Source organism: Agromyces sp. NPDC057679 (assembly GCF_042799635.1).
Classification (GTDB): Bacteria; Actinomycetota; Actinomycetes; order Actinomycetales; family Microbacteriaceae; genus Agromyces.
Genome location: NZ_JBHVIK010000003.1, coordinates 108,722 through 127,646, shown reverse-complemented (window position 1 = coordinate 127,646; position 18,925 = coordinate 108,722). Strand labels below are relative to the sequence as shown.

Genomic DNA, 18,925 nt, shown 5'->3' with positions numbered 1-18,925 from the left:
GGAGCTCTACTTCTTCGCGTCCTTCTTCTCGACGTCGCCGCTGAGGGCTGCGATGAACGCCTCCTGCGGAACCTCGACGCGGCCCACCATCTTCATGCGCTTCTTGCCCTCCTTCTGCTTCTCGAGCAGCTTGCGCTTGCGGCTGATGTCACCGCCGTAGCACTTGGCGAGCACGTCCTTGCGCATCGCGCGGATCGACTCGCGGGCGATGATCCGGGCGCCGATCGCGGCCTGGATCGGCACCTCGAACTGCTGGCGCGGGATGAGCTCGCGCAGGCGCCCCGTCATGAGCACGCCGTAGGCGTAGGCCTTGTCGCGGTGCACGATCGCGCTGAACGCGTCGACCTGCTCGCCCTGCAGCAGGATGTCGACCTTCACGAGGTCGGCGGCCTGGTCGCCCGTGGGCTCGTAGTCGAGGCTCGCGTACCCCGCGGTCTTCGACTTCAGCTGGTCGAAGAAGTCGAACACGATCTCGCCGAGGGGCATGTTGTAGCGGATCTCGACGCGGTCCTCGCCGAGGTACTCCATGCCGAGCAGCGTGCCGCGGCGCGACTGGCAGAGCTCCATGATGGTGCCCACGTAGTCCTTCGGGGCGAGGATCGCGGCCTTGACGACCGGCTCGCGCACCTCGGTGATCTTCGCGCCCGTCGGGAACTCGCTCGGGTTCGTCACCGTGACGGTCTTGCGGTCTTCGGTGGTGACCTCGTAGACCACGCTCGGCGCCGTCGCGATGAGGTCGAGTCCGAACTCGCGCTGGAGGCGCTCGGTCACGATCTCGAGGTGCAGGAGCCCGAGGAAGCCGCAGCGGAAGCCGAAGCCGAGCGCCACCGAGGTCTCGGGCTCGTACACGAGCGACGCGTCGGAGAGCTTCAGCTTGTCGAGCGCCTCGCGGAGCTCGGGGTAGTCGCTGCCGTCGATCGGGTAGAGGCCCGAGAACACCATCGGCAGCGGCTCGGTGTAGCCGGCGAGCGCCTCGGTGGCGGGCTTCACGGCCGTGGTGACGGTGTCGCCGACCTTCGACTGGCGCACGTCCTTCACGCCGGTGATGAGGTAGCCGACCTCGCCGACGCCGAGGCCCTTCGACGGCTGCGGCTCGGGCGCGCTCACGCCGATCTCGAGGATCTCGTGGGTCGCCTTCGTCGACATCATCTGGATGCGCTCGCGCGGCTTCAGCTGCCCGTCGATCATTCGCACGTAGGTGACGACGCCGCGGTAGCTGTCGTAGACGGAGTCGAAGATCATGGCGCGCGGCGGCGCATCGGCGTCGCCGACCGGGGCGGGAATGCGCTCGACGACGCGGTCGAGCAGCTCCTCGACGCCGACGCCCGTCTTGCCAGAGACCTTCAGCACGTCGTCGGGCGATCCGCCGATGAGGTCGGCGAGCTCCTTCGCGTACTTCTCGGGATCGGCGGCCGGCAGGTCGATCTTGTTCAGCACCGGGATGATCTCGAGGTCGTTCTCGAGGGCCAGGTAGAGGTTGGCGAGGGTCTGCGCCTCGATGCCCTGCGCGGCGTCGACGAGCAGGATCGCGCCCTCGCACGCGGCGAGCGAGCGCGAGACCTCGTAGGAGAAGTCGACGTGGCCGGGCGTGTCGATCATGTTGAGCGCGTACGCGCGGTCGCCCTGCTGCCAGGGCATGCGCACCGCCTGGCTCTTGATCGTGATGCCCCGCTCACGCTCGATGTCCATGCGATCGAGGTACTGGGCGCGCATGTCGCGGTCGCTGACGATGCCCGTGATCTGGAGCATGCGGTCGGCGAGCGTCGACTTGCCGTGGTCGATATGCGCGATGATGCAGAAATTGCGGATCGACGCAGGGTCGGTGGCGGCGGGCACCGGCGGGTTCACAGCTCTCGGAGACATCCAGACGATTCTCCCATGACTTCGCTTCAGACTTTCGACGGATGCCTCGTGCAGGGCCCCGAGACTACGCTCGAAGCACCATGATGACGGCTGCAACCGCCCTTCCGGGCGACGAGACCGTGGCGCGATCGGCGCTGCGGCCGGTGTTCGTCGCGCTCCGGCTCGGGCTCCACCTCCTGGTGGTCGGGCTCACCCTCTTCGTGATCGTGCGGGCACTGCTCGCCGACGACTCCGCCGAGGTCCCCATCACGATCCTCGCCGTCGCCTTCCTCGCCTGCTACGGCGCGGGCATCGCGACCGCGCATCGGCACCTGCCGACGTTCGCGCGCGTGCTGTGGCTCGCGTCGCTTCTGGCGCTCTGGGTCGGCATGTCGGCGCTGACGCCCGATGCGGCGTTCCTCGCCTTCCCGCTCTTCTTCCTCGAGCTGCACGTGCTCGCCGCTCCGATCTCGGTGCCGCTCGTCGTCATCACCTTCGGACTCTCGGTCTGGGGAACGGCCACGCACCTCGGCTTCGAGGTGGGCTCGATCCTCGGGCCGCTGATCAGCGCGGGCGTCGCGATCGTCATCGGGCTCGGCTACCGCGCCATGTCGCAGGAGACGCAGGAGCGCCAGTCGCTCATCCTCGACCTCATCGCGACGCGCGAGGAGCTCGCAGCGGCGAGCCGCGAGGCCGGCACCCTGGCCGAGCGCGAGCGACTCGCCCGCGAGATCCACGACACCGTCGCGCAGGGACTCTCGAGCATCCAGATGCTGCTGCACGCGGCCGAGCGCGACGTCGACGACGAGCGGGTCGCCGAGAAGCTCCGGCTCGCCCGCGAGACCGCCGCTGAGAACCTCGGCGAGGCGCGGCGCTTCATCCGCGAGCTCACCCCGCCCTCGCTCGACGAGCAGACCCTCCCCGCGGCCCTCCGCCGCCTCACCGAGGCCGTGAACGAGCAGGCGAGCCAGGCCGGCGCCGACACCCGCGTCGAGTTCGCGACGAGCGGCGACCCCGTCCTCCTGCCGATGACCGTCGACGCCGCGCTCCTCCGCATCGCGCAGGGCTCGCTCGCGAACGTGCTGCGCCACGCCGACGCCCGAGCCTGCTCGCTCACGCTGAGCTACCTCGGCGACGAGATCGCGCTCGACATCGTCGACGACGGCCGAGGCTTCGACGCCGAGGCGGTGGCGCGCCGCGCCGATCCGGCCGAGTTCGGGCTCCGCGCCATCCGCCGCAGGGCCGAGGAGCTCGGCGGCACCGCCGACGTCGAGACCGCACCCGGCGAAGGCACCGCCCTCTCCGTCCGCATCCCGGTGGTGCCCGCATGATCCGGCTCCTCCTCGCCGACGACCATCCCGTCGTCCGTGCCGGCATCAGGGCGATGCTCGAATCCGAGGCCGACCTCGAGGTCGTCGGCGAGGCCGCCACCGCCGAGGACGCGGTGCGGCTCGCGCGGGGCGACTCGGTCGACCTCGTGCTCATGGACCTCCAGTTCCCCGGCGCCGTGCAGGGCGCCGAGGCGACCCGCCGCATCCGCGCGGTGCCCGGCGCACCGCGGGTGCTCGTGCTGACGAACTACGACACCGACGCCGACATCCTCGGCGCGATCGAGGCGGGCGCGAGCGGGTACCTGCTGAAGGATGCCCCGCCCGACACGCTGCTCGCCGCGGTGCGCGCGGCCGCGGTCGGCGAGCAGGCGCTCGCACCCGGGCTCTCGTCGCGGCTCGACGCCTCGCAGGCCGCGGGCGAACGACTCACCGTGCGCGAGTCCGAGGTGCTCTCGCTCGTCGCCGAGGGACGCACGAATCGGGAGATCGGCAAGACCCTCTTCCTCAGCGAGGCCACCGTGAAGTCGCACCTCGTGCACATCTTCACCAAGCTCGGCGTGGGCTCGCGCACGGCGGCCGTCGCGCGGGCCCGCGAGCTCGGGGCGATCAGGGCGGGCTGAGCGATGCCTCGCGCACGCATCGTGCTCGTCCACGGCATCCGCACCTCGGCGACGATGTGGCGGCGGCAGCTCGAGGCGCTCTCGGCGCACGACCTCGAGGTCGTCGCGATCGACCTGCCCGGTCACGGCACGCGCATCGGCGGCGACTTCTCGATCGACGAGACGATGACGATCATCGATGCGGCGTTGAACCCGGCCGACGCCGGTGCCCGTGCCGATGCCGACGACCCCGCCGATGCCGACGCCCGGGCCGATGCCGACGTGCCGCGGCTGCTCGTCGGGCTGAGCCTCGGCGGCTACCTCGCGATCGAGTTCGCGGGGAGGCATCCCGACCGCCTCGACGGACTCGTGGCGGCCGCGTGCGGAACGCTCCCCCGCGGCTCGGCGCTCGCCGCGTACCAGTCGCTCGCCGCCGCGATCGCCCGCACGCCCGACCGTGGACGCGCGCTCAACGACGCCATGGCGGCGCTCTTCCTGAACAGCGACGCGGCGCGCGACGTCGTCGCCGGCGGCGTCGCCCTCGACGTGATGGGCCCGGCGCTCGCCGCCGTCGGACGCCTCGATCCCCAGGCGGCGCTCGCGAAGGTGCAGGTGCCGATCTGGTTCGTCAACGGGCGGTACGACCATTTCCGGCTGCAGGAGCGCACGCTGCTGCGCGCTGCGCACGACGCGCGACTCGTGATCGTGCCCGGGGCCACGCACCTGGTGAGCCTCACCCGGCCCGACGACTTCACCGCCGCCGTGCTCGGCGCGGTCGCCGAGCTCGACCGTCGTGCCGCCGTTCGCCGTCGCCACGACGCTCGCCGCATTGGTGCCGCTCGCGCGTAGCTGGTATCGTTGTCTGTTGGCTTGCCGTGTGGGTCCCACCCCGCACGATCGCCGGGCACGAGCCCCTCTACCTCGTGACGGCACATCCTGTACCCACACGAGAACGAAAGACGAACCACACGTGGCAAACATCAAGTCGCAGATCAAGCGCATCAAGACCAACCGCAAGGCCGAAGAGCGCAACAAGGCCGTGAAGAGCGAGGTCAAGACCGTCGTCCGCGCCGCTCGCGAGGCCATCGCCTCGGGCGACAAGGAGAAGGCCACCGCCGCCGTGCGCGTTGCCGGCCGCAAGCTCGACAAGGCCGTCTCGAAGGGCGTCATCCACAAGAACCAGGCCGCGAACCGCAAGTCGGCGATCGCGAAGCAGGCTGCCGCGCTCTGAGTCGCGCAGCACTGCAGGTCGGCTGAAGGCCCCGCTCCGGCGGGGCCTTCGTCGTTCCCGGGCGGGTGCCGCGTGGTGCTGCAAGCACCCGCCGGCCCTTCACCCAGAGCGCCACCCGCGCACTCTGTGCGCCGGTTCACGTGACGCGGACGGCATTGAACTCACGCAGCGCGCGGGACTCGGACGGCGCAGGGCGTGCCCGCATGGCACTCCGCGGGCGCGAGCCCGCGCCGCTCAGCGGCGGCCGCGGGCCGCGATGACGCCGACGAGGCGCTCGAGCGCGAAGACGGGGTCGCGCTCGGCGCCCTTGACCGCCGCGTCGGTCTGCGCGAGCGTCTCGATGGCGACGCCGAGGCCCGCGTCCGTCCACCCGGCGAGGTCGCGGCGGGCCCGGTCGACCTGCCACGGCGCCATGCCGAGCGAGGAGGCCAGCTGGCCGCCGCTGCCGCGCGAACCCGAGACCTTCGCCATCGTGCGGAGCTTCATCGCGAAGGCCGCGACCATCGGCACCGGGTCGGCGCCGCTGTCGAGCGCGTGGCGCAGCGCGATGAGCGCCTCACCGTGACGGCCCGCGATGGCTGCGTCGGCCACCGCGAAGGAGTTCGTCTCGACGCGGCCGCCGTAGTACTTGGCGACGATCGCCTCGGTGATGTCGCCCGGTGCGTCGGAGAGCAGCTGGCGGCTCGCCGCGGCGAGTTCGCGCAGGTCGTCGCTGAACGCCCCGACGAGTGCACGGAGCGCGCCGGGCGCGATCTTGCGCCCCGCCGCACGGAACTCGGCGACGACGAAATCCTGCTTCTCGGCGTCCTTCTTGAGCTCGGCGCAGACGATCTCGATGCCGCCCCCGCCTCCGGCCCGGATGGCATCGAGGAGCTTCTTGCCGCGCACGCCGCTGCGGTGCCGCAGCACGAGCGTCGTGGCGTCGGCGGGCTGCTCGAGGTACTCGAGCGCGTCGAGCAGGAAGTCGTCGCTCGACTTCTCGACGCCGCTCACCCGGATGAGTCGGGGTTCTCCGAACAGCGACGGGCTCGCGAGGGTGAGGAGTTCGCCCCGACGGTAGCCGTCGGCCTCGAGGTCGCTGACCTCGAGCGCCGGGTCTTCGGAGCGGAGGAAGTCGCGCAGCATGCCGATCGCCCGCTCGGCGAGCACGTCTTCGGCGCCCGAGACGAGCACGATCGGCGCCGGCCGCACGGCGTGCCACGCCAGCTGCGGAATCGCGACCTTCGTTCGCGCCGAAGCGCCCGCTCCGCGTGCTGCCACCCGTGCCTCCCTGTTCCGTCTTCAAGTCTAGGGTCGGCCACCGACGCCCGAGTTCGGGCGCCGCTCCCCAGACCCGGCAGACGCCATTGCGTCCGCGCTTCGGCGCTCGCTCCACACGCGCATGCCGCCCTCCGCGGGTGAGAGCGTGATCGTGCCCGAAAGGTCGGTGCGCAGCGTCGCCGTACCGACGCGGTCGAGCAGCTCGAGCAGCCGTGAGGTCGGGTGTCCGTAGCCGTTGTCGGCGCCGACGCCGATGAGCCCGACGGGCGCGGCGAGCCGTTCGTACAGCGCGTCGCGCTGGTCGGCGGAGCCGTGGTGCGCCACCTTCACGAGGTCGACGCGCCCGAGCCCCGAGTCGGTGAGCATGCGTCGCTGCGCATCCTCGCCGAGATCGCCGAGGAACACCCCGTGATAGCTCGGCGACACGACCTCGAGCACGACGCTCGCGTCGTTGCCGGGTGGCGTGTCGGGCAGCGGCCAGAGCGTGCGCCATCGCGTGCGGCCGAGGATGCCGCGGGCACCGGCCGTCACCTCGATCGCCTCCGCGCCATCGGCGACGAGCGGGTCGAGCGCCCGAGAGGAGCGTTCGCCGTCGAGAGGTCCGTGCAGCACGGTCGACACCATCCCCTCGACCGCGGCGACTCCGCCGACGTGGTCGGCGTCCCAGTGGGTGAGCACCAGCAGGTCGATGCGGTCGACGCCGAGCAGCTCGAGGCATCGGGTCAGCGCCGCCGGGTCGGGCCCCGCGTCGACGAGCGCGGTCGCCTCGCCTGATCGCAGGAGCACGGCATCGCCCTGACCGACGTCGCAGGCGGCGACCTCCCAGTCGCCGGGCCGCGAGACGCGCGCGATGACGTTGCCACCGACGACGACACCGAGCTGCACGGCAACGGCGATGACCAGCAGGGCCACGATGGTCATGCGTGCCCGTCGCCCGAGCGGTCGGCCCAGTGCGAGTCTGAGCGCGAGCGCGGTGCAGCCCGCGAGCAGCAGCGCGCCCGGGGCATCCGGAAGCCAGGGCAGGCGCCCGCCAGGGAGCGCCGCCATCGTGTGCGCCACGACCGCGATCCACTGCGCGGGCAACCACGCGAGCTGCAGGGCGGCGAACCCGACCGAGGGCAGCACCGGCAGCAGCAGGCAGCCGATGAGCCCGGCGACCGTGCCGACGGGCGCCGCCGGCGCGGCGAGCAGGTTCGCGGGCACCCCGTAGACCGCGATCGCCGGGTCGAGCAGCACGAGCACCGGCTGGCACGCGAGCTGGGCGGCGAGCGGCACCCCGAGCATCACGGCGAGCGGCACCGGCATCACGCGCGCGAGCGCCCGTGAGAGCGGTGCAGCGAGCAGGAGGAGCCCGGCGGTCGCGCACACCGAGAGCGCGAAGCCGTAGTCGCGCGCGTACCAGGGATCGATGACGAGCAGCACGACGACGGCCAGCGCGAGGGCGGCGACTCCGCCGCCGGGCCGCCCGGCCGCGAACGCGATGAGCACCACGACGGCCATCACGGCGGCCCGCACGACGCTCGACTCGGGCGTCACCAGCACGACGAACGCGGCCAGCGCGACGAGCGCCACGATCACCCGGATGCCTCGGCGCAGCCCCAGCGCCGCGGCGAGGGCGAAGGCTGCGGCCGTGATGATCGCGCAGTTCGCCCCCGACACGGCGGTGAGGTGGCTGAGCGAACTCGCCTTCATCGCCGCGTCGAGCGGTTCGCCCACGGCGCTCGTGTCGCCGATCGCAAGCCCGGGCACGAGCGCGCCGCCGTCGCCGCCCAGGCGTGCGGCCGCGTGGGCGAAGCCGGTGCGGAGGCCGGCACTCCAGGCCAGCCAGGCGGGCGGCGCGGCGACCTCGACGTCGGACTGCGCGCGGAGTCGGAACGCGGAGGCCTCGACCGACGGTTCGGGCGACGCCCGCGCGGTGAACGCGAGCGTCGCCCCGAGCTGCAGCGTCGCCGGTACCGCATCGACGACCCCGCTCACGGGGACGGGAGCGACGGAGACCCCGTCCACACGCAGGAGACGCCCCTCGATCCGCATCGACGAGCGCGCCGGCTCCGTCGCCGCGTCATCCCCGCGCTCGTCGCCGGCTTCGGAAGGCGCGGCCCACGGCATCACGGAGATCATCGCCCGCGGCGCCGCGGTGAGCTCGACGACGACCTCGACCGTCGATCGGGCATCCGCCGCGCGCGCGAGCGGTGAGGCGTGCCGGGCGGCGAGGGAGAATCCGGCCGAACTCGCGACGAGCGCCGCCGCGACGGCCGCGATCGAAGCGGTGGCGGCCACGCTCGCGAGCGGCGAAGCTCCGCTGTGGCGACCGGGTCGGCGGGCGAGCAGCGCGGTGACGAGCAGCAGGGCAGCGACCGCCCAGAGCGCGGCCGTCGCGATCGACGGATCGACCCCGACGTCGGGTGCAGCCACCGTCGCCCACGCCGCCGCCCAGGCAGCCGCGACCGGCGCGACCAGCCTCGCGTCGCGCATTCAGGGCGCCACCAGCTCGGCGAGCCCCGAGTAGACGGCGTCGCCGATGCCCGCGACATCGAGCAGCTGCTCGGTGCTCGTGAACGGGCCGTTGGCCTCGCGCCAGTCGATGATCCGCTGCGCGAGCGCCGGGCCGATGCGCGGCAGCGTGTCGAGCTCGGCGACGTCCGCCGTGTTGAGGTGCACTTTTCCGTCGGCCGGGGCGCCCGCGCCCGCGCCCGTCGCGGCGGCCGGCACCGGGGCCGCACCAACGACCGGCACGACGAGCTGCTCGCCGTCGGCGACCGCGCGCGCGAGGTTCACCCCGGCGGGGTCGGCCTCGGCCGTCAGCCCGCCCGCCGCGGCGATCGCGTCGACCACCCTCGCACCCTCGCCGAGCTCGACGAGTCCGGGTTCGGTGACGGCGCCGAGCACGTGCACCAGCACCACGGGCGGGGCCGCCCCCGCCTCGACTGCGACGCCCGAGCCATCCCCTGCACCGTCGCCCGTGGAGCCCGAGAAGGAGACGCTCGGCTGCGCTCCCCCGCCCGAACTCGTGAACGACAGCATCGCCGCGACGGCCACCGCCGCGATGAAGAGCGCGACGGCCGCGCCGACGCCGAGGCGCACGCGCGCCGACGCCCGTCGTGCCGAAGGATCGAGCGCGGCGAGCGGATCGGGGGTGTCGGGGCGCGGCATGCCCGCACTCTACGAACGCCCGACGAGCGTCAATCGGCCCACCGCATGAGCTCCCTCGAATCGGCGCCGCTCACGGCCTGTCGAGGAGGAGTCCGCTGCGAGCGGGCGACGAAGCCGGCCCCATCAGCGAGGTCGTCGAGAACGCGGCGCCGACCGCGCGAACCGGCCGACCGCCGCCTGCGCTCGCACCGCCATCCGCCGCAGCCGAGGACCGAACGGCACCCGGTGCAGGGCAGCTCGGAGCCGCGGAACGCGGTGCGAGCGGCGCAGATCGCGACGCGCCCGCGCCCACGACAGCTCCCGCGCCCAGGTCGCGACGACCCGGCGCTCGTCGAACGCTCGCGCGCTGCGCACGGCTGCCCGTCGCATCGCGGCGACCTTCCGCGGCGGCATGCGCTGCAGCGAGCCGATCGCGGCCGCGAGCGCTTCGAGGTCGCCGCTCGGCACGAGCAGTCCGTTCCTTCCGTGGCGGATGAGATCCGCCGGCCCGTAGCGGATGTCGTAGGCGATCGGGATGCAGCCCGCCGCCATCGCCTCCACGAGGACGAGCGGGAAGCCCTCCGAGCGCGAGGTCAGCACCAGGAACGACCTCGTCGCGAGCTGCCGACGCGCATCGGGTGCGAAGCCGTGCAGCTGCACGCCGGGTGCCTCGGATGCCCGGCGTGCGAGCGCCTCGCGCTCCTCGCCGTCGCCGTAGACGTCGAGCGTGAGCGGCGCAGCGGCATCACGCTGCGCCGCCGCCACCGCCGCGATCGCGTCCGACACCCGCTTGCGCGGGGTCAGCGAGGCGAGGACGACGCCGGCGCCGACCGGTCGCGGCGGCGAACCACGCCGCCGCCTGCGCGTCTCCGCGTCAGCATCGCGCGGCGGGCGGGCATTGGGGATGACCGTGAGGTGCTCGTGCGGGCCGACGAGTTCGGCGACCTCGGCCGCCTGACGCTGCGAGAGCAGCGCGACGAGGTCGAAGTCGTCGAGGTGCGCGAACACCTCCCGCCGCGAGGCACGCACCGGGTGCTCGGCGCCCCGCCCGGCGCGGTGCGAGGCATGCACCACATGAGCGGTGATGACGTGCGATCGCCGATAGCCCAGCATGAACGGGGCGATCGTCTTGCTGTCGACGATCATGCAGCTCGGCTCCGACGCCGTGAGCGCATCGAGCCAGGCGGTGTACATCGGCCAGGCACGGCGCCACGACCGGACCGGCGCGCCCGAGGCGTCGCAGAGCACCAGCGAGCGCCCGCCCGGCTCGCCACGACGCCGGGTGTCGCGTCGATCGCTGAGCACGAGGCTGCCGTCATCGCGCAGGTGGTCGATCTGCAGCAGACGACCGCCGTCGTCACGACGCACCCGGGCGATCACCCGTCCGTCGTCGCGGCGAAGCATCTCGTCCGCCTCGCCCTCGGCGAGGGGCGTGAACGTCTCGCGGTCGAGGCGCAGGCTGCCGCCCGGCAGCGGGTTCGATCGCAGCCACTCGACGAGGTTCACGATGCGCACGCCTGTGGCGATCGCACCGCGATCGCGGAGCCGGGCCTCGAGCGACGGAGTGTCAGCGCACGCGTCGAACGTCAGCACCTGCACCTCGACCCCGCCGAGCCGGGCGAACGCCGAGGAGCGCGCGAGCAGCGCCGCCGTCATCCCGCCGTAGTCGTCCGGAATCGACCAGGTCACCGCGAAGTGGCGGCCACGGGGCATCCTGACTCGATCGGTCGCGCCCCCATCACGATCGAACATGCTTCGACGCTATTGCGACAGCCTTTGCACAAACTGTGTGCAGAACGGCGCGGCGGCCGACCCGAAGGGGTCGACCGCCGCGCCGTCGTCGGACGCGCCGCCGCTAGCCGCGCGTCGCGATGTTCACGAGCCGCGGCGCGCGCACGATGACGTTCACGATCTCGCGATCGCCGACCGAGCGGATCACCGCCTCGGAGGTGCGGGCGAGCTGCTCGAGCTCGTCGGCCGAGATCTTCGGCGAGATCTCGAGGCGGTCGCGCACCTTGCCGTCGACCTGCACGACGGCGGTGACCTGCTCTTCGATGAGGAGCGCCGGGTCGGCCTTGCGCCACGGCACGAGCGCGATCGTCGGCTCGTAGCCGAGGCGCTGCCACATGTCTTCGGCGGTGTACGGCGCGAACAGATCGAGCACCATCGCGGTGACCTCGGCCGCTTCGCGCACGGCGGCGTCGGATGCCCCGGGCCCCGAGTCGATCGCCTTGCGGGTCGCGTTCACGAGCTCCATGAGGCGCGCCACGATGACGTTGAACTTGTACGCCTCGGCCAGCCCCGGAGCATCCGCGAGCAGTCGGTGGGTGACCCGGCGCAGCGCCCGGTCACCGGTCGACCAGTCGACGTCGGGCGACGAGGTCACCTCGCCGGCGATGCGCCAGGCGCGCGCGAGGAACTTGGCGGAGCCGACGGGCGACAGGTCGGCCCAGTCGATGTCGTCCTCGGGCGGGCCGGCGAAGGCGAGCGTCACGCGCAGCGCGTCGGTGCCGTGCGCGGCGAGCTCGGAGGCGAACTCGACGAGGTTGCCCTTCGACTTCGACATCTTCGAGCCGTCCATGAGCACCATGCCCTGGTTGAGCAGCGAGGTGAACGGCTCGGTGAAGCCGAGGTAGCCGAGGTCGAACAGCACCTTCGTGATGAAGCGCGAGTAGAGCAGGTGCAGGATCGCGTGCTCGACGCCGCCGACGTACTGGTCGACGGGAGCCCACTTCTCGGCCTCGGCCGGGTCGAAGGCCTTGGTGTCGTCGTTCGCGTTCAGGTACCGCAGGTAGTACCACGAGCTGTCGACGAAGGTGTCCATCGTGTCGGAGTCGCGCTTCGCCGCGCCGCCGCAGTTCGGGCAGGCCACGTTCACCCAGTCCTCGGCCGCGCCGAGCGGGCTCGAGCCCTTCGGCTTCAGGTCGAGACCGGCCGCGTCGGGCAGGCGCACCGGCAGCTCGCTCTCGGGCACGGGCACCTCGCCGCAGTCCGCGCAGTGGACGATCGGGATGGGCGTGCCCCAGAAGCGCTGCCGCGAGATCAGCCAGTCGCGCAGGCGGTAGTTCTTCGCGGCGCGACCGGTGCCGCGCTCGTCGAGGATCTCGATCGCGCGACGGATCGCGTTCGACTTCGAGAGGCCGTCGAGCGGGCCCGAGTTGATGAGGCGGCCTTCGCCGGTCAGCGCGACGCCGGTGCCGGCCGGGTCGAGCGGCTCGTGGTCTTCGGGGAGGTACGGCACGCCGTTCTCGTCGACGGGGATGACCGGGATGACGCCCGTGACGGGCGCATTCGTGTCGACGACGACGCGCACCGGCAGCTCGAAGGTGCGGGCGAAGTCGAGGTCGCGCTGGTCGTGCGCGGGCACGGCCATGATCGCGCCGTGGCCGTAGTCGGCCAGCACGTAGTCGCTCGCCCAGATCGGCAGCCGCTCACCGTTCAGCGGGTTGATCGCGTAGCGCTCGAGGAACACGCCGGTCTTCGGGCGGTCGGTGGCGAGGCGCTCGATGTCGGTCTCGGCGCGCACCGAGTCGAGGTAGTCCTGGAAGTGCATGCGCACCTCGGGCGAGGCGCCGCCCGCGAGCTCGGCGGCGAGGTCGGAGTCGACCGCGACGACCATGAACGTCGCGCCGTAGAGCGTGTCGGGGCGGGTCGTGAACACCGGCACCTTGCCCTCGCGGCCCTCGATCTCGAACTCGACGTCGGCACCGGCCGAGCGGCCGATCCAGTTGCGCTGCATCGAGACGACCTTCGAGGGCCAGCTGCCCTCGAGCTGGTTGAGGTCGTCGAGCAGGCGGTCGGCGTAGTCCGTGACGCGGAAGTACCACTGCGTCAGCGCCTTCTTCGTGACGACGGCGCCGCAGCGCTCGCAGTGACCGTCGACGACCTGCTCGTTCGCGAGCACCGTCTGGTCGTTCGGGCACCAGTTGACCTGGCCCGCCTTGCGGTAGGCGATGCCCTTCTCGTAGAGCTTCAGGAACAGCCACTGGTTCCACTTGTAGTACTCGGGGTCACTCGTGTGGAGCTCCCGCGACCAGTCGAAGCTCGGCGCGTACTGGCGGAACGAGGCCTTCTGCTGGGCGATGTTCGCGTAGGTCCACTCGCGCGGGTCGGCGCCGCGCTTGATCGCGGCGTTCTCGGCGGGCAGGCCGAACGAGTCCCAGCCGATCGGGTGCAGGACGTCGAAGCCCTGGTGACGCCAGTAGCGCGCCGCGATGTCGCCGAAGCCGAACGCCTCGGCGTGCCCCATGTGCAGGTCGCCGGAGGGGTACGGGAACATGTCGAGGACGTACTTGCGGGGCCGCGTGTCGCCCGACGTCCCGGCGCGGAACGGCTGGAGCTCGTCCCACACGGGAAGCCACTTCGCCTGGATGGCGGCGAAGTCGTACGCGCCGGGTTCGGCGTGTGCAGGGTCGTGATCGTGTGCCACGTGACTCTCAATCGTGTGTCGCTCGGCGGGCGCGGCCCGCGGGGTCTGCAGGGCGCGCCGGAGCACGGCGCACTCGGGTATCCAGCCTAGTCACTCGGCGGGGGTGGATGCCGCGCCGAGCACCGCGAGGAGGGCGCGGGCCTTCACCCGGGTCTCCTCGATCTCCTCCGCCGGCACCGAGAGCGCCGTGATGCCGCCGCCCGTGCCGATGCTCGCGCCCGACGGGGCGAGCACGATCGAACGGATCACCATCGCGAGGTCGGCTCCGCCGTCGACGCCGAGGTAGCCGAACGCACCCGAGTAGATTCCGCGCGGCCCCTGCTCGAGCCCGTGCAGGATCGACATCGCGCTGTGCTTGGGCGCCCCGGTCATCGAGCCGGCCGGGAAGGCGGCGCGCACGACGTCGAGCACCGAGCGCGGCGGCGCGATGCGGGCGTGCACCGTCGAGACGAGCTGGTGCACGTGCGCGTACTCCTCGACTTCGAGGAGGCCCTCGACGCCGACGCTGCCGAGCTCGGCGATGCGGCCGAGGTCGTTGCGCATGAGGTCGACGATCATGAGGTTCTCGGCGCGCTCCTTGTCGCTCGCGAGGAGCTCGGCACGGAGCTCAGCGTCGCGGACGGGGTCGGGGTCGCGCGGCCGGGTGCCCTTCATGGGCTTCGTCGACACGCGGCCCGACGGCTCGACCAGGAGGAACTGCTCGGGCGAGGCGCTGAGCAGCGCGACCTCGCCGAACCGAACGAAGCCGCCGTGGTGGCTCGGACTCGTCGCCCGGAGCGCGAGGTAGGTCGCGGCGGGGTCGGGGTGCACGTCGACGTCGACCCGGTTCGTGAGGCAGAGCTGGTAGGCGTCGCCGCGCACGATCGCGGCCTGGCAGGCCTCGATCAGCTCGGCGTAGCGGGCGGCGTCGTGGCGCCACGCGGCCGCGGCGGGCGGCGCGGTCGTCGAGGTCGATCGGTGCGGATGCCCCGTGGCCGTCGTCCCACCGTCGTCGCCGATCATCTCGCCGAGCGCCGTCGCCTCCGCGTCGGCCCACGCGGCCCCGTCGTCCGAGTCGAGCCAGACGAGCCGCAGTTCGCGTGCGGCGTGGTCGAAGACGAGCGCGCGGTCGACGAACAGGAAGGCCGCGTCGGGCGTCTCAGCGCGCGACACCGGCACGCCGTCGGCCGCGGCGCCGAGCTCGTAGCCGAACCAGCCGAACCAGCCGAGCGGGCCGGGTGCCGGCTCCCCCGGCTCGAGCTCGACCGCGGGCATCGCGAGCGCCTCGGCCAGCAGCTCGAGCACCGCGCCCTCGCGCACGGTCGCCGCCGTCGCCCGAGTGTCCGTCACCGGGCGCACCGTCTCGACGCGGCCCGTGCCGAGCGTCGCGCCTTCGCGGGCGTCGAGCACCGCGGTGACGAGCTCGCTCGCCTGATGCGCCCGCCCGAGCACGCTCATCCCGCTCGCATCGTCGCCGCCGTCGAGCCAGACGACGTACTCGGCGTCGGCGTGGCGGAGCCCGAACACCTCTGCGGGGTCGCGCCAGAAGGGCAGCACGCGAGACCGGATTCGACGGGGCATCCCCCAAGCCTAGGGCGCGGCTCGCGCCGTCGGCCGCGCGACCATCCCACGGTATCCCGCTCCCGACGGTCGCGGCCGGAAACCGGCGGGATGGCCGCTGCGATCCTCCGACACTGACCCGCCAGGCGACCCAGTGTCGGAGGACGGCGGAAGCGGGCACGTCACCCCGGCGTCTCAGCCGAGGGGGCCTGCCGCGTCCGCCTCGAGTGCGCGCCCGCCGGCGATGGTCACGACCCGATCGACGAGCGCCGGGTCGACGGGAACGTGCGAGATGAGCACGACCGTCCGGCCCTCGCCCTCCGCGGCGCCGAGGAGATCGCGCAGCAGGGCGTCGGCCCGGTCGCGATCGACGTTCGCGGTCGGCTCGTCGAGCACGAGCACGGGGAACCCGGCGAGCATCGCCCGCGCGAGCGCCAGACGCTGCGCCTGCCCGCCCGAGACGAGCGAGCCGCGCTCGCCGACGCGCGCGCCGAGCCCGCCGCGTTCGAGCACCCACTCGCGCAGGCCCACCCGGTCGAGCACGTCGAGCAGCTCGTCGTCGGTCGAGGTGTCGCGTGCGAACACGAGATTCTGGCGCACGTCCTCGTCGAAGAGCCACGGGCGCTGCTCGACGAGGCCGACGAGTCGGCGCACGTCGCCGGGGTCGAGCTCGGATGCCTCGACGCCCCCGATGCGGTACGAACCGCTCGTCTCGAGGAAGCGCACGAGCACGTGCGCGAGCGTCGACTTGCCCGCGCCCGATTCGCCGCGCACGAGCACGCGCTCACCGGGCGCGAGTTCGAGGTCGAGGCCCTCGAGCGTCGGTGCGGGGGCACTGGGCCAGCTCGCGGTGACGCCGCGGAGCGAGATCGCCGGCGTGGGCTCGGCGGCCGGCGGTGCGACCGGCATCGCGGGCGCCACCGGGATCTCGGCCGGCACCTCCCCGGGAACGGCGCTCGCGACGCGCTCCGCGCTCACCCGCCCGAGCCGCCACGCGCTCGCCGCGGGCGGGATCGCCGCGGCGACCTCGGCGATCGCGAGCGGCACGAGGCACAGCACCGCGAAGGTCGGGCCGTCGATGCGTCCGGCGGCGAGGAGCGGTTCGGCGGTCACGATCGCCAGGGCGACCGCGATGCCGCCGATCGCCGACATGATCGCGGCCGCCGCACCGGCTGCCGAAGCGCTCTCCCGGGTCATCCGGGCAAGTCGCTCGCCCAGCGCGTCGATGCGCGCCCGCCCAGCCGCCGCCGCGTCGAAGGCGACGAGCATCTCGAGCGACTGCACCTGATCGACGACCGCGGCCTGCAGTTCACCGCGCAGCGGCGCGAGCCGCGTCTCGGCCCGCGCGGCGACCGCACGTTGCACGAGCAGCGTCGCGCCGACGCCGGCCACGAGGCATCCGAGCAGGGCGAACGCCGAACCGGGCGCCAGCAGCGCGACCCCGACGACGGCGCCGAGCAGCACGACGAGCGCGCTCACGACGGGTTGCACCGCCCGCAGGGGCACGTTCTGCAGTTCGTCGACGTCGCCCACGAATCGCGACAGCAGCTCACCGCGCCGGAGCGCGGAGATGCCGTCGGGGGCGACGGGGAGCATCCGTTCGAAGATGCCGCCGCGGATCGCGGCGAGCTGCCGGAACGCGGCATCGTGCCCGCTGAGTCGTTCGAGGTAGCGGAACACCGCGCGGCCGAGCGCGAACGCCCGGACTCCGACGATCGCGAGCGAGAGGTAGAGCACGGGGGGCTGCTCGGCTGCGCGGGCGATGAGCCACGCCGAGCAGGCGAGGAGCACGACGGCCGAACCGCCCGACAGGATCCCGAAGAGCACCGAGGGCAGCAGCCGGGCGAACGGCGGGATGCTCGTGCGGAGCACCGAGCGGGTGTCGGCCCCGCCCTGCGGGCGCGCTTCAGACATGGGCCACCGCCGGTTCGATGATGCCGTCGGCGGCGTGGACGAGCGCCGGACGATGCGTGGCGACGAGCACGGTGACGCCCCCGTCGCAGAGTGCGCGAACACGTTCGACGAGCGCCGACTCGCGGCCCGCGTCCTGCGCCGAGGTGGGCTCGTCGAGCAGGAGGATCGGCAGCCGCCGCGCGAGCAGGCGATGCACCGCGCGCGCGATCGCGACCCGCTGCGCCTGCCCTCCCGACAGGCCGGCCCCGCCCGGACCGAGCACGAGTTCGGCCGGGACGTCGACCCCCGCGACCGCGAACGCCCGCTCGAGGAGCTCGGGGGCCGCCGATTCGTCGCCCAGGCGGACGTTCTCGGCGACGGTGCCGGCGAGGAGCATCGGCGACTGGCCGGCCCACGCGATGAGCTCACGGCCCCGGGCGCCGAGCGAGCGGCCGTCCCACGTGATCTCCCCCGCCGCGACCGGCGCGAAGCCGAGGAGGGCGGCGAAGAGCGTCGACTTGCCGCTGCCGCTCCGGCCGGTCACGGCGATGAGCGAGCCCGGGGTGACGACCGCGTCGAGGCCGTCGATCACCGCGTGGTCGCCACGGTGGATGACGAGTCCGGAGAATGCCAGGCCTGAGCTCGGCGTGGGCGTCGGGGCATCCGCGTGCTCGACGGCCGCTTCGTCGGGTCCCGCGCCGGCGGCCCCGGCCTCCGCGGTGTCGAGCAGTTCGAACGCGTCATCGGATGCCGTCACCCCGGCCGCGGAGGCGTGGAACGCCGCGCCGACGTTGCGCAGCGGCAGGAACACCTCGGGCGCGAGCACGAGCACGAAGAGACCTGGCGCGAGCGACATGTCGCCCGCGACGAGTCGCAGGCCGATCGACACCGCGACGAGTGCGACCGACAGGCTCGCGGCGAACTCCAGCGTGAAGCCCGAGAGGAAGGTGATGCGGAGGACCTTCATCGTGCGGCGCCGGTAGCCGTCGGTCACCTCGCGGATGCGGCGCGCCTGCCGCTCGGCCCGGCCGTACAGGATGAGCGTCGACAGCCCGCCGACGACCTCCAGGAAGCCGCGCGAGAGCACCGACAGGCTCTCCCACTGGCGGCGCTGCACCGCCTCGGTCGCCATGCCGATGAGCGCCATGAACACGGGGATGAGCGGCAGGACGATCACGAGCACGAGGCCCGAGACCGGGTCGGCGATCCACGCCGCCGCGATGCACGCGGGCGTCGCGACGACCGTGAGCACGAGCTGCGGCAGGTAGCGGCCGAAGTAGTCGTCGAGCGCGTCGAGGCCCGGGCCGAGCAGGGTCGCGATGCGAGCCGTGGAGAAGCCGGCGATGCCGCCGGGGCGGCGCTCGAGCGCCGCCAGCAGCTCGGCCCGGAGCTCGCGCTTGACGCGCTGCGCGCCCGTCGCGCCGACCAGCTCCCACGCCCAGCTCGCGAGCGCCCGTGCGCACGCGGCGCCCAAGAGCACGGCGAGGGCCGGCCAGGCCGCGTCCATCGGCATGCCTTCGATGAGGCCGACGACGAGGGTCGCGATCGACCACGCCACCGCGATGATCGCCGCGGCCTGCACGACGGCCAGCGCACCGCCCGCGATGAGGAAGCCGCGGGCGGCGCGCGAGCGGCGCACGAGCCGGGGGTCGAGAGGTTTCACGCGAGC

General features: G+C 73.1%; 13 protein-coding genes. 4 read left to right on the top strand and 9 right to left on the bottom strand.

The genetic code is table 11. The features are described 5' to 3' along the window. Window positions 1-6: 6 nt before the first annotated feature. Entirely contained in the window at window positions 7-1,863 is a 1,857-nt protein-coding gene (gene lepA, locus ACFVAJ_RS13460) for a translation elongation factor 4 (RefSeq protein WP_022890162.1), read from the bottom strand. Between the two features lie 80 nt (window positions 1,864-1,943). Here lepA and ACFVAJ_RS13455 point away from each other — a divergent pair, with 80 nt between their 5' ends. From ACFVAJ_RS13455 to rpsT, 4 genes are all read left to right on the top strand, one after another. Beyond that, a complete protein-coding gene (locus ACFVAJ_RS13455) occupies window positions 1,944-3,173 on the top strand; it encodes a sensor histidine kinase (protein ID WP_376944879.1) in 1,230 nt (409 codons plus the stop codon). Continuing rightward, a complete protein-coding gene (locus tag ACFVAJ_RS13450; protein WP_376944877.1) occupies window positions 3,170-3,793 on the top strand; it encodes a response regulator in 624 nt (207 codons plus the stop codon). Before ACFVAJ_RS13455 ends, ACFVAJ_RS13450 begins: the two co-directional genes overlap by 4 nt. A 3-nt stretch (window positions 3,794-3,796) precedes the next feature. Further along, window positions 3,797-4,621: an alpha/beta fold hydrolase gene (locus ACFVAJ_RS13445; protein WP_376944875.1), complete on the top strand. Its 825-nt coding sequence runs from the start codon at window positions 3,797-3,799 to the stop codon at window positions 4,619-4,621. A 121-nt stretch (window positions 4,622-4,742) separates the two neighbouring features. Further along, window positions 4,743-5,003, top strand: coding sequence for a 30S ribosomal protein S20 (rpsT, locus tag ACFVAJ_RS13440; protein ID WP_022890158.1), 261 nt, complete (start codon window positions 4,743-4,745; stop codon window positions 5,001-5,003). 234 nt (window positions 5,004-5,237) lie between these two features. Here rpsT and holA read toward each other — a convergent pair whose 3' ends face one another. The 8 genes from holA to cydD form a co-directional block, all read right to left on the bottom strand. Further along, window positions 5,238-6,263, bottom strand: coding sequence for a DNA polymerase III subunit delta (holA, locus tag ACFVAJ_RS13435; protein ID WP_376944873.1), 1,026 nt, complete (start codon window positions 6,261-6,263; stop codon window positions 5,238-5,240). Window positions 6,264-6,290: 27 nt separating this feature from the next. Further along, window positions 6,291-8,738 carry a ComEC/Rec2 family competence protein gene (locus ACFVAJ_RS13430; protein ID WP_376944871.1) on the bottom strand — a complete coding sequence of 816 codons (2,448 nt, stop codon included), beginning with the start codon at window positions 8,736-8,738 and terminating at the stop codon, window positions 6,291-6,293. Next, entirely contained in the window at window positions 8,739-9,416 is a 678-nt protein-coding gene (locus ACFVAJ_RS13425; RefSeq protein WP_376944869.1) for a helix-hairpin-helix domain-containing protein, read from the bottom strand. Window positions 9,417-9,539: 123 nt separating this feature from the next. Then, a complete protein-coding gene (locus tag ACFVAJ_RS13420; RefSeq protein ID WP_376944867.1) occupies window positions 9,540-11,147 on the bottom strand; it encodes a glycosyltransferase in 1,608 nt (535 codons plus the stop codon). 103 nt (window positions 11,148-11,250) lie between these two features. Next, the gene (gene leuS / locus ACFVAJ_RS13415; RefSeq protein WP_376944865.1) at window positions 11,251-13,824 is read right to left on the bottom strand and encodes a leucine--tRNA ligase; all 2,574 of its coding nucleotides are present in this window, start codon (window positions 13,822-13,824) and stop codon (window positions 11,251-11,253) included. Between the two features lie 90 nt (window positions 13,825-13,914). Next, a complete protein-coding gene (gene pabB, locus ACFVAJ_RS13410; protein WP_376944863.1) occupies window positions 13,915-15,384 on the bottom strand; it encodes an aminodeoxychorismate synthase component I in 1,470 nt (489 codons plus the stop codon). 174 nt (window positions 15,385-15,558) lie between these two features. Next, the gene (gene cydC / locus ACFVAJ_RS13405; protein WP_376944861.1) at window positions 15,559-17,277 is read right to left on the bottom strand and encodes a thiol reductant ABC exporter subunit CydC; all 1,719 of its coding nucleotides are present in this window, start codon (window positions 17,275-17,277) and stop codon (window positions 15,559-15,561) included. After that, complete coding sequence (gene cydD / locus ACFVAJ_RS13400) at window positions 17,270-18,919, bottom strand: thiol reductant ABC exporter subunit CydD (RefSeq protein ID WP_376944859.1); 1,650 nt, start codon at window positions 18,917-18,919, stop codon at window positions 17,270-17,272. The genes cydC and cydD overlap by 8 nt, the downstream gene beginning before the upstream one ends. Window positions 18,920-18,925 lie beyond the last annotated feature (6 nt).

What these genes read in the sequence shown, in the direction of transcription:
- lepA (WP_022890162.1), bottom strand. Translation starts at nt 1,863, where the DNA reads ATGTCTCCGAGAGCTGTGAACCCGCCGGTGCCCGCCGCCACCGACCCT.
- ACFVAJ_RS13455 (WP_376944879.1), top strand. Translation starts at nt 1,944, where the DNA reads ATGATGACGGCTGCAACCGCCCTTCCGGGCGACGAGACCGTGGCGCGA.
- ACFVAJ_RS13450 (WP_376944877.1), top strand. Translation starts at nt 3,170, where the DNA reads ATGATCCGGCTCCTCCTCGCCGACGACCATCCCGTCGTCCGTGCCGGC.
- ACFVAJ_RS13445 (WP_376944875.1), top strand. Translation starts at nt 3,797, where the DNA reads ATGCCTCGCGCACGCATCGTGCTCGTCCACGGCATCCGCACCTCGGCG.
- ACFVAJ_RS13430 (WP_376944871.1), bottom strand. Translation starts at nt 8,738, where the DNA reads ATGCGCGACGCGAGGCTGGTCGCGCCGGTCGCGGCTGCCTGGGCGGCG.
- ACFVAJ_RS13425 (WP_376944869.1), bottom strand. Translation starts at nt 9,416, where the DNA reads ATGCCGCGCCCCGACACCCCCGATCCGCTCGCCGCGCTCGATCCTTCG.
- ACFVAJ_RS13420 (WP_376944867.1), bottom strand. Translation starts at nt 11,147, where the DNA reads ATGTTCGATCGTGATGGGGGCGCGACCGATCGAGTCAGGATGCCCCGT.
- pabB (WP_376944863.1), bottom strand. Translation starts at nt 15,384, where the DNA reads ATGCCCCGTCGAATCCGGTCTCGCGTGCTGCCCTTCTGGCGCGACCCC.
- cydC (WP_376944861.1), bottom strand. Translation starts at nt 17,277, where the DNA reads ATGTCTGAAGCGCGCCCGCAGGGCGGGGCCGACACCCGCTCGGTGCTC.